The following is a 15,615-nucleotide window of genomic DNA, read 5'->3' on the forward strand; positions in this document are numbered from 1 at the left end:
CATCGTGACATCGCCCGACCGGCTCGAAGCCGGTTTGCCCTATCCCCTCGGCGCAACGTTCGACGGGGAGGGGGTGAACTTCGCCGTCTTCTCCGCCCATGCGACCAAGATGGAATTGTGCGTCTTCGATCCCGCCGGCAGGCGCGAGACGAAGCGGTACGCGCTGCCCGAATGGACCGACGAGGTATGGCACGGCTATCTGCCCGATGCCGGGCCAGGGATGGTCTATGGCTATCGCGCGTCCGGCCCGTATGAGCCGGAACAGGGCCACCGCTTCAACCCCAACAAGCTGCTGCTCGATCCCTATGCGCGCAAGCTGATGGGCGAGGTCCGCTGGACGGACGCGCTGTCGGGTTATCAGGTCAACTCCCGGCGCGGCGACCTGTCGTTCGACAAGCGCGACAGCGCGCCCGCGATGCCCAAGGCGGTGGTGGTCGACGACCATTTCGACTGGTCGCAGGACCGCCGCCCCCACACGCCTTGGGCCGAGACGGTGGTGTACGAGGCGCACGTCAAGGGGCTGACCAAGCTGTTCGATCTGGTGCCCCCGCGCGAGCGCGGCACCTTCGCGGCGCTCGGCCATCCCAAGGTGATCGATCACCTCAAGCGGCTGGGCGTCACCGCGCTGGAGCTGATGCCGATCCAGGCTTTCACGCAGGATCGATTCCTGCAGGAAAAGGGCCTGCGCAACTATTGGGGCTACAACACGCTCGCCTTTTTCGCGCCCGAGCCGAGCTACATGGCGGGCGACAGTCAGGACGAGTTGCGCCGCGCCGTCCGCCGCCTGCATCGCGCCGGGATCGAGGTGATCCTCGACGTCGTCTACAACCACACGTGCGAGGGGTCGGAGAAAGGCCCGACCCTGTCGTGGCGCGGCCTCGACAACGCGACCTACTACCGGCTGGTCAAGGACGACCCGCGCTATTGCATCAACGACACCGGCACCGGCAACACGCTGAATACCGACAAGGCGCGCGTCATCCAGATGATCGCCGACTCGCTGCGTTATTGGGCGACGAGCTTCGGCGTCGACGGGTTCCGCTTCGACCTCGGGCTGACGCTCGGGCGGACGGCGGATGGGTTCGACCCCGGCCACGCCTTCTTCGACGTGCTGCGGCAGGACCCGCTGCTGAGCCGGCTCAAGCTCTCGACCGAGCCGTGGGACATCGGGCCGGGCGGCTATCAGCTCGGCAATTTCCCGCCTGGTTTCGCCGAGTGGAACGACAAATATCGCGACACCGTGCGAAAATACTGGCGCGGCGATCCGTCGCAGCGCGGCGATCTGGCGGCGCGATTGTCTGGGTCTGGCGACTTGTTCGAGCATCGCGCGCGACGGCCGTGGGCGAGCGTCAACCTGCTCGACGCGCACGACGGCTTCACGCTCGCCGATACCGTGTCCTACGAGGAGCGACACAACGAGGCGAACAAGGAAGACAACAAGGACGGACATTCGGAGAACTATTCCCACAATTGGGGCGTCGAGGGGCCGACCGACGATCCGGTGATTCTGGAGCAGCGAGGCCGGGTGATGCGCTCGATGCTGACGACGCTGTTCGGGTCGCACGGCACGCCGCTGATCGTCGCCGGCGACGAGTTCGGGCGGACGCAGAACGGCAACAACAACGCCTATTGCCAGGACGACGAGATAAGCTGGCTCGACTGGTCGTTGGCGCAAGCGGAGCCGGGCCGATCGCTGCTCGCCTTCACCAGCAAGCTGATCGCGCTGCGCAAGAAGCATGAAGTGCTTCGCTCGACGCGGTTCCTGCATGGCGAGGATTCGCCCGGCTATGGCGTCGACGACGTCGAATGGTGGGACGAGCGCGGGCAGAAGCTGTCGGCGGAGGATTGGAACAACCCCGAGGGCCGCGCCCTCGTCATGCGGCGCGCGCTGAAGCTGGACGACGGGACGGTGGAGGTCATCAGCCTGCTGCTCAACGCCGCGCCCGATCCGATCGTTTTCCACCTGCCGGCGCCCGGCAAGGACCGCACGCTGCTGCTCGACAGCGCGCGGCCCGATACGGGTGACGAAGCCGTCGGTGACGACTACCAGCTTGCGCCCCAGGGCGCGGCGCTGATCCTGTGGACGCTGGACAAGGTCCTGTGACAGGCGCGCCGTCGACCTGCTGGGGGCCGCTGGTGCTGGCCGAGGGCGGCGTGCGGTTCCGGCTCTGGGCACCCGATCGCGACGCGGTGACGCTGGAGATCGATGGCGGCGGCCCGTCGCCGATGACGCGCACCGACGACGACTGGTTCGCGGTCGACGCGGAGGCGGCGCCGGGCACGCGCTATCGCTTTCGGCTCGACGCCGACACGGCGGTGCCCGATCCGGCGGCGCGCGCGCAGTCGGGCGGCGTCCATGGCTGGAGCGTCGTGGTCGATCCCTTCGGCTATCGATGGCGGCATGACGACTGGGTCGGCCGACCGTGGGAGACGATGGTGGTGCTGGAGGTCCATACCGGGCTGCTCGGCGGGTTCGCGGGTGTCGCCGAGCGGCTGGAGGGCTGGGCCGCGCTCGGCATCACCGCGATCGAGCTGATGCCGGTGGGCGCGTTCGGCGGCACGCGCGGCTGGGGCTATGACGGCGTCCTGCCGTTCGCGCCGCTGGAACGGTACGGCACGCCGGACGAGCTTCGCGCGCTGATCGATCATGCGCACGGGCTGGGCGTCTCGGTGTTCCTCGACGTCGTGTACAATCACTTCGGGCCCGACGGTAATTACCTGGGCGCCTATGCCGCCGGCTTCTTCGACGAGGAGGTGCATACGCCGTGGGGCGGCGCGGTCGCCGTGGACAAGCCACCGGTGCATCGCTTCTTCGCCGAGAACGCGCTGATGTGGCTCGGCGACTATCGCATCGACGGGCTGCGGTTCGATGCGGTGCATGCGATCGGCAACGACGGCTTCCTGGACGAACTCGCCACCGAACTGCGCGCCGCGCTGCCGGGCCGGGCCGTGCATCTGGTGCTGGAAAATGAGAAGAACGACGCCGACCGGCTTTCGCCCGACCGGTTCGACGCGCAGTGGAACGACGACTTCCACAACGTGCTGCACGTCCTGCTGACCGGCGAGGCGCACAGTTATTACACCGATTTCGCAGAGGCGCCCGCCGATCGGCTCGCGCGCTGCTTGTCGGAAGGCTTCATCTACCAGGGGCAGGGCTCGCCCAACCACGACGGCAAGCCGCGCGGCAAGCCGAGCGGCCACCTGCCGCCGACGCGCTTCGTGTCGTTCCTGCAGAACCACGATCAGGTCGGCAACCGTGCGCTGGGCGAGCGACTGACCGCCATGGTTAGCGAGGATCGCCTGCGCGCGGCGACGCTGCTGCTGCTGCTCGCTCCCCAGATCCCGCTGCTGTTCATGGGGGAGGAAGAGGGATGCGACGCGCCGTTCCTGTTCTTCACCGACTTCCACGACGAGCTTGCCGACGCGGTGCGGGAAGGGCGGCGCAAGGAGTTCGCCGGCCATCCCGGCTTCGACGACGAGGGTGCGCGCGAGCGGATACCCGATCCCAACGCGCACGGGACGTTCGAGCGGTCGCGGCCGGTGACGGGCTCGCGCGGCGAGCGGTGGCGGACCTTCTACCGCGACCTGCTGGCGATCCGGCGCGAACGGATCGTGCCGGGGCTGGCCGACGCGCGCTCGGCGGGCGCCGAGGCGATCGGCCCCGCCGCGGTCGTCGCGCGCTGGCGGCTGTCGACGGGCGAGACGCTGACGATCGCGATCAATCTAGGTGACGAGCCGGTCGCGTTCCCGAATGGCGAGCCGATCGCGTCGGTCGGCACGTCGGGAGCGCCCGCCAGCGCCGCGGCGTGGCTCGCATGACCGCGCTGCACGATCTGGCGCGGGCGGCGGGGCTGCAGGTCGACTGGCAGGACGCGTTGGGCAAGCGCCAGCGCGTCGGGGACGATACGCTGGTCGCGATCCTCGCCGCGCTCGGCTATCCCGCCGACGAAGACCGCGCGATCGCCGACAGCCGCCGGCGCGCCGACGACCATGGTCGTGGCGGCTTCCTGTCCGCCGATGTGGACACGCCCGTGGCGCTGCCCGACGGCTGGGCCGAGGCGACGTTGGTGTTGGAGGACGGGACCGAGCGCCGGGTCGAAAGCGGCTTTTCGGTCGCCGCGATCGGCTACCATCGGCTGATCCGCGGCGAGGAGGACGTCCGGTTGGCGATCGCGCCGCCGCGGTGCTTCCGCGTCGGCGACGCGGCGGGCGGGCGGCGGGCGTGGGCGGCGGCGGCGCAGATCACGTCGCTCCGCGATGCGCGCACGACGCCTTATGGCGACCTGGGCACGCTCGCCGAGACCGTCCGTGCGCTCGGCCGACGCGGCGCCGATGCGGTGGCGATCAGCCCGACGCATGCGCTGTTCCCGGCCGATGCCTCGCGGTACAGCCCCTATGCGCCGTCGAGTCGGCTGTTCCACAACATCCTGCTGGGCGATCCCGCGCTCGCGGCCATGGCGGTCGCGTCAGACCCCGGCGACGAGCTGATCGACTGGAGCACCGCGATCCCCGCCCGCCTGGCGCAACTGCGCACCGCCTGGCGGGGCGCACGCGAGCCCGTCCGCGACGCGGTGGCGCTGTTCCGCGAGCGGGGCGGCGGCGAGCTGGAGCGGCACGCGCGGTTCGACGCGTTGCACGCGCACTTCTTCGCGGCCTCGGACGCGCGGGGCTGGCGGGAATGGCCATCGGAGTATCACGATCCGGCCGGCGACGCGGTCGCGCGGTTCGCCGAGGCTCACGCGGACGACGTCGCCTTCTACGCCTTCGGCCAATGGCTCGCCGCCGCCAGCCTCGACGCGGCGCAGGGCGCGGCGCGGCAGAGCGGGATGGCGATCGGGCTCGTCGCCGATCTGGCGGTCGGCATGGACCCGGGCGGCAGCCATGCGTGGAGCCGGCCGGACGACCTGCTGGTCGGCCTGTCGATCGGCGCGCCGCCCGACCTGTTGGGTCCCGACGGCCAGAGCTGGGGCATCACCGGCTTCGCCCCCGCCGCGCTGCGCCGGACCGGGTTCGACGCGTTCATCGCCACGCTGCGGGCGGCGATCGGTCGGGCAGGCGGCATCCGCATCGATCACGCGCTCGGTCTCGCGCGGCTGTGGGTGGTGCCGGACGGCGCGTCGGCGAAGGAGGGCGCCTATCTGACGATGCCGATGGATGACCTGATGCGGATCGTCGCGATCGAGTCGGTCAAGTTCCGGGCGATCGTGATCGGCGAGGACCTCGGCACCGTGCCGCCGGGCCTGCGCGACGCGATGGATGCGCGGGCGATGCTGGGAATGCGTGTGCTCCAGTTCGAGCGCGACGGGAACGGCGGCTTCACTCCGCCCCGCAACTACGAGTCGGGCACCGCGGCGATGACCGGCACGCACGATCTGCCGACGATCGCGGGCTGGTGGCGCGGGCGCGACATCGACTGGACATGGGATCTGGGCCGCACCAGCCGCGCGCCCGACAAGGCGCACGACCTCGCCACGCGCGAGGAGGACAAGGCGGCGTTCTGGACGGCGGCGGTCACGGCCGGGGTCGGCGAGGGCATCCAGCCGGACCGCGACGAGCCCGATCGCGCGGTGGATACCGCCATGGCGTTCGTCGGCGCCACGCCCTCGGTCCTGGCGATCGTGCCGCTGGAGGACATCGCCGGCGCGATCGAGCAGCCCAACATCCCGGGCACGATCGACGAACATCCCAACTGGCGTCGCCGCCTTGCCGAACCGACCGAGGCGATCCTCGACCGACCTGCCGTCGCGCGCCGCATCGCCGACCTGAAAGCCGCCCGCACGTCATGACCGTCCCCCGCGCGACCTATCGTTTGCAGTTCCACGCCGGCTTCACCTTCGCCGACGCGGAAGCGCTGGTGCCGTATCTCGATCGGCTGGGGATCAGCCACGTCTACGCCTCGCCGATCACCGTCGCCACCAAAGGCTCGACGCACGGCTATGACGTCGTCGATCCGACGCGGATCAGCCCGGAGCTGGGCGGCGAGGCCGGGTTCCGCTCGCTCGTCGCGGCGCTGCGCGCGCGTGGCATGGGGGCGATCATCGACATCGTGCCCAATCACATGGGGATCGCGGGCGGCGAGAACGCGTGGTGGCAGGACGTGCTCGCGAAGGGGCAGGGAAGCGAGTGGGCGCGCTTCTTCGACATCGACTGGCGCCGGCCGGTGATGCTGCCGGTGCTGGGCGATTCGCTCGCGGCGACGATCACGGCGGGTGGGCTGTCGGTGGTGCACGAGGATGGCCGCTGGCACGTGGCCCAGGGCGACAGCCGCTTCCCGATCCGCGACGAGGATCAGGCCGGCGCGGGCGACGCCGATCTCGCCACGCTGCTCGATCGCCAGCATTACCGCGTCGCCTATTGGCGCACCGCCGACGACGAGCTCAACTGGCGCCGGTTCTTCACCGTCAGCGAACTCGCTGGCCTCAGGGCCGAGGACCCGGTCGTGTTCGAGACGACGCATGCGCTCTACCTGCGCCTGTACGCGCAAGGGCTGATCGACGGCCTGCGCGTCGACCATGTCGACGGGCTGACCGACCCGGCCGGCTATTGCCGGACGCTGCGCCAGCGGCTCGATGCGATCAGGCCCGGCGGCTATCTGGTTATCGAGAAGATCCTGGGCGCCGGCGAGGCGCTGGCGAGCGACTGGGGCGTGGACGGCACCAGCGGGTACGACTTCATGGAGGAAGTGTCGGCGCTGCTCCACGATCCCGCCGGGGAGGCATCGCTCGGCGCCTTGTGGCAGGACGTCGACGGGCAGTCGGCGGCCTTCCCGCCCGAGGAACTGCGCGCGCGGCAGGAGATGCTCGCCTGGTCGTTCGAGGGCCAGCTTGCCGCCTGTGTCCGCGCGTTCGAGGGACTGGTCGCGTCCGGCCCGGCGGCAGGCGGCGTCACTGGCGGCATGCTCCGCCGCGCGATCGAGCGATTGTTGTGGGTCTTTCCGGTCTATCGCACCTACGGCACCGGCGATGCCGCGCCGGCGAGCGACACGGCGGTCCGCGACCGCGCGCGTGAGCGGGCGCTCCCGCTTGCGGCACCGGGGGAGGCGGGCATCGTCGATCTGGTCCTCGCGTGGCTGGCGGGCGAGGGGCCGGGCGATCCGACGCTCGCGGCCGAGGCGGTGCGCCGGTTCCAGCAACTGTCCGCGCCGATCGCCGCCAAGGCGGTGGAGGACACCGCTTTCTACCGCTACGGCCGGCTGCTCTCGCGCAACGACGTGGGCTTTGCGCCCGAGCTGTTCGCCTCGTCGGTGGAGGACTTCCACGTCGCGATGGCGGCGCGTGCCGCGCGCTTCCCGCACGCGATGCTCGCGACCGCCACCCACGACCACAAGCGTGGCGAGGACGTGCGCGCCCGGCTCGCGGGGTTGAGCGGCATTCCGGGCGAGTGGGGCGATGCGGTGCAGCGCTGGCACGAGACCGGAGCGGAGGCACTCGACCCCATTGATCCCGTCGACGCCTACATGCTCCTCCAGACGCTGTACGGCGCCTGGCCCGCCGGGCTATCGACGGATGATCGGGCGGGGCTGGTCGCATTCGCCGACCGCGTGATCGCCTGGCAGGAAAAGGCGCTGCGCGAGGCGAAGCTGCGGTCGTCGTGGCAGGCACCCGATGATGAATATGAGACACGCTGCGCCGACGCCGTCCGGCTGCTGCTCGATCCTGCCCGATCGCCTGCGTTCTTGGGCGACCTCGGACAGTTCATCGCGGACACCGAGCCTGCCACGCTGGCGACCTCGCTCGCCCAGGTGGCGTTGCGCTTCACCGTCCCGGGCATGCCCGACTGCTATCAGGGGACGGAGCTTGCCGACCTGTCGCTGGTCGATCCCGATAACCGGCGTGCCGTCGACTACGCCGTCCGCGAGCGGCTGCTGGCCCACGGTGGCGACGCTAAGCTCGCGCTGATCCAGCATCTGCTCGCGCTGCGGCGCGCCGATCCGGCCCTGTTCGCCGACGGCGGCTATCGTCCGCTTCGCGCGACCGGGCGCCGCGCCGAGCATGTCGTCGCGTTCGAGCGGCACTTCGAGGGACGTCGCCTCCGATGCGTGGTCGGCATCCGCCTGTCCACCGCCCTGTTCGGTGCGGGCGCGCCCGTTCCACCCCGCGAGTGGTGGGGCGATACTGTGCTCGAAGACGGCAGTTCGGTCGGCGATCTGATCGCCGCCTCACCCATCTGGACCGAATTGACGTAGATTAGCCCTGGCGGGTTCAGCTAGGGCTGCGGCATGGCTTCCGATGCGTCCGTTCCGCCCCGCCCGCTCCGCGTTTCCGAGCTGACCCCCGCCGCACTCGCCGAGGCGATCGTCGACACGCTCGTCCACCGGATCGGCAAGGACGCGAAGGCCGCCCGCCCGCACGACTGGCTGTCCGCGACGATCCTGACGGTGCGCGACGACATCATCGACCGATGGATGGACTCGACGCGCGCCGCGCACGCCGCCGGCGCCAAGCGCGTCTATTACCTCAGCCTGGAGTTCCTGATCGGGCGGCTGCTGCGCGATGCGCTCAATAACCTCGCCATGGACGATCGGGTCGGGCAGGCGCTCGCCTCGCTCGGCGTCGACTTGGCGATGATCGAGGAGATCGAGCCCGACGCCGCGCTCGGTAATGGCGGCCTCGGGCGGCTGGCGGCCTGTTTCATGGAGAGCCTCGCGACGCTCGACCTGCCGGCCTATGGCTACGGCATCCGCTATGTGAACGGCATGTTCCGCCAACGGATCGACGACGGCTGGCAGGTCGAGCTGCCCGAGACGTGGCTGAGCCACGGCAATCCATGGGAGTTCGAGCGCCGCGAGAGCGCCTATTTCATCGGCTTCGGCGGCGAGGCGGTCGCCAACGCAGCGGGCGCGGTCCACTGGAAGCCGGCGGAAGGCGTCGAGGCCGTCGCGGTCGACACGCCGGTGGTCGGCTGGCGCGGCCAGCGGGTCAACACGCTCCGCCTGTGGACGGCGCGCGCGTTCGATCCGATCCGGCTCGACCGGTTCAACGCGGGCGACTTCGACGGCGCGCTGGCAGGGCAGCTCCGCGCCGAGACGCTGACGCGGGTGCTCTATCCCAATGATTCCACCGCCGCCGGGCAGGAACTCCGGCTGCGGCAGGAGTATTTCTTTTCCTCCGCCTCGATCCAGGACATCGTCCGGCGTCACATCCAGTATTTCGGCGAGGTCCGCACGCTGCCCGACAAGGCCGCGATTCAGATGAACGACACGCATCCGGCGGTGGCGGTCACCGAGCTGATGCGCGTGCTGATCGACCATCACGAGCTGTCGTTCGACGAGAGTTGGGACATCACGCGCGCGACCTTCGGCTATACCAACCACACGCTGCTTCCCGAGGCGCTGGAGAGCTGGCCGCTGCCGCTGTTCGAGCGGCTGCTGCCGCGGCACATGCAACTCGTCTACCAGATCAACGCCTGGCTGCTGCGCGAGGCGCGGGCGGCGCCCGGCATCGACGACGGCGCGGTGCGCGCGATCAGCCTGATCGACGAAGGTAGCGATGGGGGCGGCGAGCGACGCGTCCGGATGGCGAACCTCGCCTTCGCCGGGTCGCACAGCATCAACGGCGTCGCGGCGCTGCACACGCAGCTGATGAAGCAGACGGTGTTCGCGGACCTGCACCGGCTCTACCCGACGCGGATCAACAACAAGACCAATGGCATCACGCCGCGCCGCTGGTTGCAGCAGTGCAACCCGGGCCTGACGGCGCTAATCCGCGAGGCGATCGGTGACGGCTTCCTGGACGACGCCGAGCGGCTCGCGGACCTGGCGCCGTTCGCCGATGACGCGGCGTTCCGCGACCGGTTCGCCGCGGTGAAGCTCGCCAACAAGCAGGCGCTGGCGACGTACCTCGGCGGGGAGATCGCGCTGCGGCTCGATCCGCATGCGATGATGGACGTGCACATCAAGCGCATCCACGAATATAAGCGCCAGCTACTCAACATCATCGAGACGGTAGCGCTGTACGACCAGATCAGGAGCCATCCCGAGCGCGACTGGACGCCGCGCGTGAAGCTGTTCGCGGGCAAGGCGGCATCGAGCTATGTCGTCGCCAAGACCATCATCAAGCTGGCGAACGACGTCGCGCGGCGGATCAACGCCGACCCGATGGCCAGCGACCTGCTGAAGATCGCGTTCGTGCCCAATTACAACGTCTCGCTCGCCGAGCGGATCGTGCCGGCGGCGGACCTGTCGGAGCAGATCAGCACCGCCGGGCTGGAAGCGTCGGGCACCAGCAACATGAAGTTCGCGCTCAATGGGGCGCTCACGATCGGCACGCTGGACGGCGCGAACGTGGAGATCCGCGACCGGGTGGGGGCGGAGAACATCGAGATCTTCGGCCTGACCGCGCATGAGGTGGCGGACCTGCGGCGTGACGGATACCGACCGCGCGACTTCATCGATCGCTCGCCGGAACTGGCGCAGGCGCTGTCGGCGATCGCGTCCGGCGTGTTCTCGCCCGACGATCACGACCGCTATCGCGGCCTGATCGCCGGGCTGTACGACGACGACCGGTTCATGCTCGCCGCCGACTTCGACGCCTATGCCGCGGCGCAGCGCCGGATCGACGCGCGCTGGGCCGACGGCGCGGGCTGGACGGCGGCCGCGATCCGCAACGTCGCCAACGTCGGCTGGTTCTCGTCGGACCGCACGATCCGGGAGTATGCCACGGAGATCTGGGGCGTGATGTAGCGGCGCGCGTAGACGCCGCCGGCAACCCGGTCAGCGCGTCGGCAGCCGCTGCTCGGGAACGACGGTCGGGCCACTCGCGGGCGCATCGAGCGTCGAGTCGCCGCCGAGCACCTGGTAGAGCGTCACCAGATTGTCCGCCGCGGTCAACTCGGTCTCCACGAACGTCTGCTGCGTCGTATAATAGGTGCGTTGCGCGATGAGCGTGTTGAGGAACGTGTCGACGCCGCCGGTGTAGCGCGCGCTCGCCAGCGTCAGCGTGTCCGCGGCGGCAGCCAGGTTGCGCGTCTGCGCCGCGACCTGATCCGCGATCGTGCCGCGCCGGGCGAGCGCATCGCCGACCTCGCGGAACGCAGTCTGGATCGTGTGCTCGTACGTGGCGAGCGCCACGTCGCGTTCCGCCTTGGAATAGGTGACGTTGGCCCGCGCCGCGCCCGCCTGGAAGATCGGATAGGTGACCGACGGCGCCGCCGAATAGCTGAACGCGCCGGCCGTGAAGAGCGACGAGAAAGCGGTGCTGGCGAACCCGGCGATCGAGGTGATCGACACGGTGGGGAACAGTTGCGCCCGCGCCGCGCCGATCTGGGCATTGGTGGCCCGCAGCGAATATTCCGCCTCCACAACGTCCGGGCGCCGCAGCAGCACCGACGAATCCACCCCCGCGGGCAGCGGCACGACCGTCGCCGCCGCTTCGTCCAGGCTATGCGGCAGCAGCGCCGGATCGACCGGCGCGCCGACCAGCAGTTGCAGCGCGTTGACGTCCTGCGCCACCAGCGTCGTCTGGCTGGCGAAATCGGACTGGGCGGTCGCCAGCACGGTGATCGCCTGCGTCAGGTCGCTGCGCGGCGCGATCCCGCCGGTCAGCCGTGCCTGGGTCAGCTGCACCGTCTTGCCCGCGCTCTGCACCGTCTGCTGCGCGATCGTCAGCAGGCTGCGGTCGGCCGCATATTGCAGCCAGTCGGTCGCGATCTCGGCCACCAGCGTCAGCCGGGTCGCGCGCGCTGCGGCCTCCTGCGCAAAATAACGATCCTGCGCCGCGCGGCTGAGCGAGCGGACGCGACCGAACAGATCGATCTCGAACGCGGTCGAGGCAAGGCCCAGCGAGAAAGTATTGCCGGTAGGGCTGACCGAGTCGACCGAGCTGGAACCGCCGCTACCCGTCGTCCCCGTGGTTCCGGTCGTGCCGCTGCCCGTTCCTGTCGTGCCGGTGCCAGTTCCTGTGGTTCCGGTGCCGGTGGTTCCGGTGCTCGTTCCCGTACCGGAGGAGGCGACCGCTCCGTTACCGTTACCGTAGCCGGACCGGGAATATCGCGCCGAGGCGTCGATCTCCGGAAACAGGTCCGCGCGCTGGATGCGGTATTGCGCGCGCGCCGCGACGATGTTGGCGAGCGCCACGCGCAGGTCGCGGTTGTTCGCCAGCGCCTCGCCGATGATCGCCTGCAACCGCGGATCGCGGAACACGTCGCGATAGCTGACGCTGGGCAGCGCCGCCTCGGTCTGCCGCAGATACGCATCCCCGACCGGCCACGACGGCGGCACCGGCAGGTCGGGCCGCACGTAATGCGGATCGAACGAGCAGCCCGCCAGCGCCGAAAGGGCGAGCAGGCACGGCAGCAGGCGACGCATCAGGCGGGCTCCGGCGCCGGCAGCAGCGGCGTGTCGCCGGGACCCGTCAGGAGCGGCTGGTCGCCGGGTCCGCCCCTCGGCTTGCCGCTGTCCTTGCCGTCGCTATGATCGTCGGTGCCGCCGCGAGGCTTGCCGTGACGGCTTCCCGTCGGATCGCGCAGGCCGGCTCGGACGAGCACGAAGAAGAACGGGATATAGAAGATCGCCAGGAACGTGGCCGTCAGCATCCCGCCGATCACCGCGGTGCCGATCGCGACGCGGCTGTTCGCGCCGGCACCCGTCGAGATGGCGAGCGGCAACACGCCCAGGATGAACGCGAACGACGTCATCAGGATCGGTCGGAGCCTGATCTTGGCCGCTTCCATTGCGGCGTCCATCGGGCTCTTGCCCCCGCGTTCCGCTTGCTCGGCGAACTCGATCATCAGGATCGCGTTCTTGGCGGCGAGGCCCATCGTGGTGAGCAGCCCGATCTGCAGATACACGTCGTTGATGAGGCCGCGCAGCGTCACCGCGAGCACGGCGCCCACAAGCCCGAGCGGGATGACCAGCAGCACGGCGAACGGGATCGACCAGCTTTCGTACAGCGCCGCCAGGCACAGGAAGACGACCGTCAGCGACAGGCCGTAGAGGATCGGCGCCTGACCCGAGGACAGCCGCTCCTGGAACGACAGGCCCGCCCAGGCGACGCTGGTGCCGGGTATCTGGCCGGCAAGCTTCTGCATCTCCTCCATCGCCTGGCCCGAACTCTGCCCGGGTGCGGCCGAACCCTGAAACTCGTAGGAAGGCTGGGCATTGAAGCGAGACAGGCTGACCGGCGCCTGACCCCAGCTCGACGAGGAGAAGGCGGGGAACGGCGTCATCGCGCCGGTCGATCCGCGCACATACCATTGGTCGAGGTTCGTCGGGTCCGAGCGGTACGGCGCATCGCCCTGGACGTACACGCGTTTCACCCGGCCACGATCGATGAAGTCGTTGACGTAGGTGCCGCCCCATGCGGTCGAGAGTGTCGTGCTGACGTTCGCCTGCGTCAAGCCGAGCACCGCGAGCCGCTGCGGATCGGCGTCGACCTTCAGGGTCGGCGTGTCGGGCAGCTCGGTGATGCGGACGCCGACGAGCAGCGGATCGGCGAGCGCCTTGGCCTGCAGTGCATCCCGCGCGGCCTCGAACTTCGCCTGGCTCATCGTGCTGGTGTTCTGCAGCTCCATCGTGAAGCCGTTGGATTGGCCAAGACCGCGGATCGAAGGCGGGATCAGCGCATAGACCTGCGCGTCGCGCACGCCGCGGAACGCGCTCGACGCGCGCGCAGTGATCGCGTCCGCGCCGTTCGCCTTGCTCTCGCGCTTGTCGAAGTCCGATAGCGCGATGTAGGCGAGGCCGGTATTCTGGCCGCCGGGAACGCCGCCGAAGGCCCGGCCGACGGCGGAAAACAGGGTCTGGGTGTTTCGGCCTTCGTATTGGCTAAGATAGTCTTCGATCGAGTCGCGTACCGCTTTCGTCCGGTTGAGCGTGGCACCGGCTGGAAGCTGGAATTGCACCAGCACGATCCCCTGATCCTCCGTCGGCAGGAAGCCGGTGGGAAGGCGCAGGAACAGGATCGCCAACAGCGCCACGACGCCGGCGTAAATGAGCAGGAACAGCCACCGCCGGGCGATCACGACGCGCACGCCGCGCTGGTATCTGTCGCCCGCCGCCTCGAACCCGTTGTTGAACTTGTCGCGGGCGAGGGCGACGACATGCGCGACGCGCGGCAGCCTCCGCGCGAACCCGCTGTCCTCGACGGGATCGCCGTCGTCGCCCTTCTTCTTCTGCTTCAGCAGCGTGGTGGTCAGCGCCGGCGACAGGATCAGCGCGACGAGCACCGACAGGACCATCGCCGACACGATCGTCAGCGAGAACTGGCGATAGATGACGCCCGTCGATCCGCCGAAGAACGCCATCGGCAGGAACACCGCGGAGAGCACCAGCGCGATCGCGATCAGCGCGATCGTGATCTCCTCCATCGAGGCGATCGTGGCGTCGCGCGGACTCATGTCCGGGTTCTCCTCCATCAGCCGTTCGACGTTCTCGACGACCACGATCGCGTCGTCGACCAACAGGCCGATCGCGAGCACCAAACCGAACAAGGTCAGCGTGTTGATCGAAAAACCCGCGAGATAGAAGATCGCGAACGTGCCCAGCAGCACCACCGGGACGGCGATCGCGGGGATCAGGGTCGCGCGCCAGCTCTGCAGGAACACGAACATGACGATGACGACGAGGATGATCGCCTCGATCAACGTCTTCACCACCTCCACGATCGACAGCTTGATGAAGTCGGTGGAATCGTTGGCGTAAGCGACCTTGTAGCCGTCGGGGAAACCCTTGGCGAGCGTCGCGATCTGCGCCTTCACGAGCTTCGCGGTCGCCAGCGCGTCCGCTCCCGGTGACAGCAGCACCGCGATGCCCGCTCCCGGATGCCGGTTGACCAGGCTTTCGGTGGAATAATCCTCCGGCCCGAGCTGAACGCGGGCGACGTCGCGGATCCGCACGGTCGCGCCGGTCGGCAACGTTTTCAGGACGATGTCGCCGAACTGCGCGGGCGTCTGCAGCCGCGACTGCGCGGTCACGGTCGCATCGAGATACTGGGCGGGCCCGGTCGGCTGCGCGCCGATCTCACCGGCCGAGACGTCGGTGTTCTGCGCCGTGATCGCGGTGTTGACGTCGCTCGGCATCAACTGGAACGCGTTGAGCTTGTTGGGATCGAGCCAGATCCGCATGCCGTATTCGGAGCCGAACACGTTGGTGTTGCCGACGCCCTTGATGCGGCCAAGCGGATCCTGGATCGTCGACGTCAGCACGTCGGACACGTCCCCGGAGGTCGCCTTGTTCGTCGAATCATAGACAAGGGCGATCAGCAGGAAGTCCGGGTTGGACTTGCGCACGATCAGCCCCTGGGACTGGACCTGCTGCGGCAGGCGCGACAGCGACTGCTGCACTTGGTTCTGCACCTGAACCTGCGCGATGTCGGGGTTCGTGCCCTTCACGAAGGTGACGGTGATCGTCACCTGTCCGCGACTGGAGGACGAGGATTGGAAGTACAGCAGCCCGTCGATGCCGGTCAGCGTCTGCTCCACCACCTGCGTCACCGCGTTCTGCAGCGTGGTGGCACTGGCGCCCGGATAGGTGGCCTGGATCGTCACCTGCGGCGGCGCGACGTCGGGATATTGCGCGATCGGCAGGCCCAGGATGCCGCCGATGCCGGCCATCATCACGACGATGGCGAGCACCCAAGCGAAGATCGGACGATCGATGAAGATGCGGGAGATCATCCG

The 15,615-nt window shown here is 69.2% G+C and carries 7 protein-coding genes; 5 read left to right on the forward strand and 2 right to left on the reverse strand.

From position 1 onward, the window contains the following. The first annotated feature begins 4 nt into the window (after positions 1-4). Genes glgX through ACFE65_RS05095 form a run of 5 tightly spaced genes read left to right on the forward strand, consistent with a single transcriptional unit; the run spans position 5 to position 10,681 of the window. Complete coding sequence (gene glgX, locus ACFE65_RS05075; RefSeq protein ID WP_375381259.1) at positions 5-2,104, forward strand: glycogen debranching protein GlgX; 2,100 nt, start codon at positions 5-7, stop codon at positions 2,102-2,104. Beyond that, complete coding sequence (treZ, locus tag ACFE65_RS05080) at positions 2,101-3,819, forward strand: malto-oligosyltrehalose trehalohydrolase (RefSeq protein ID WP_375381260.1); 1,719 nt, start codon at positions 2,101-2,103, stop codon at positions 3,817-3,819. Before glgX ends, treZ begins: the two co-directional genes overlap by 4 nt. Continuing rightward, positions 3,816-5,786, forward strand: a complete 1,971-nt coding sequence (gene malQ / locus ACFE65_RS05085; RefSeq protein WP_375381310.1) for a 4-alpha-glucanotransferase — start codon at positions 3,816-3,818, stop codon at positions 5,784-5,786. The genes treZ and malQ overlap by 4 nt, the downstream gene beginning before the upstream one ends. Beyond that, on the forward strand, positions 5,783-8,185 hold the full coding sequence (treY, locus tag ACFE65_RS05090; RefSeq protein WP_375381261.1) for a malto-oligosyltrehalose synthase: 2,403 nt from the start codon (positions 5,783-5,785) through the stop codon (positions 8,183-8,185). Before malQ ends, treY begins: the two co-directional genes overlap by 4 nt. Positions 8,186-8,218: 33 nt before the next feature. Beyond that, positions 8,219-10,681 carry a glycogen/starch/alpha-glucan phosphorylase gene (locus ACFE65_RS05095; protein WP_375381262.1) on the forward strand — a complete coding sequence of 821 codons (2,463 nt, stop codon included), beginning with the start codon at positions 8,219-8,221 and terminating at the stop codon, positions 10,679-10,681. Between the two features lie 30 nt (positions 10,682-10,711). Here the strand turns inward: ACFE65_RS05095 and ACFE65_RS05100 are convergent, their stop codons facing one another. Together ACFE65_RS05100 and ACFE65_RS05105 are read right to left on the reverse strand one after the other, a co-directional pair. Continuing rightward, on the reverse strand, positions 10,712-12,304 hold the full coding sequence (locus ACFE65_RS05100) for an efflux transporter outer membrane subunit (protein ID WP_375381263.1): 1,593 nt from the start codon (positions 12,302-12,304) through the stop codon (positions 10,712-10,714). Next, positions 12,304-15,612: a multidrug efflux RND transporter permease subunit gene (locus ACFE65_RS05105; RefSeq protein ID WP_375381264.1), complete on the reverse strand. Its 3,309-nt coding sequence runs from the start codon at positions 15,610-15,612 to the stop codon at positions 12,304-12,306. Before ACFE65_RS05105 ends, ACFE65_RS05100 begins: the two co-directional genes overlap by 1 nt. Positions 15,613-15,615 lie beyond the last annotated feature (3 nt).

The sequence above is a fragment of the uncultured Sphingomonas sp. genome (assembly GCF_964237335.1).
In the GTDB taxonomy this organism is placed as follows: Bacteria; Pseudomonadota; Alphaproteobacteria; order Sphingomonadales; family Sphingomonadaceae; genus Sphingomonas.

What these genes read in the sequence shown, in the direction of transcription:
- malQ (WP_375381310.1), top strand. Translation starts at nt 3,816, where the DNA reads ATGACCGCGCTGCACGATCTGGCGCGGGCGGCGGGGCTGCAGGTCGAC.
- treY (WP_375381261.1), top strand. Translation starts at nt 5,783, where the DNA reads ATGACCGTCCCCCGCGCGACCTATCGTTTGCAGTTCCACGCCGGCTTC.
- ACFE65_RS05095 (WP_375381262.1), top strand. Translation starts at nt 8,219, where the DNA reads ATGGCTTCCGATGCGTCCGTTCCGCCCCGCCCGCTCCGCGTTTCCGAG.
- ACFE65_RS05100 (WP_375381263.1), bottom strand. Translation starts at nt 12,304, where the DNA reads ATGCGTCGCCTGCTGCCGTGCCTGCTCGCCCTTTCGGCGCTGGCGGGC.
- ACFE65_RS05105 (WP_375381264.1), bottom strand. Translation starts at nt 15,612, where the DNA reads ATGATCTCCCGCATCTTCATCGATCGTCCGATCTTCGCTTGGGTGCTC.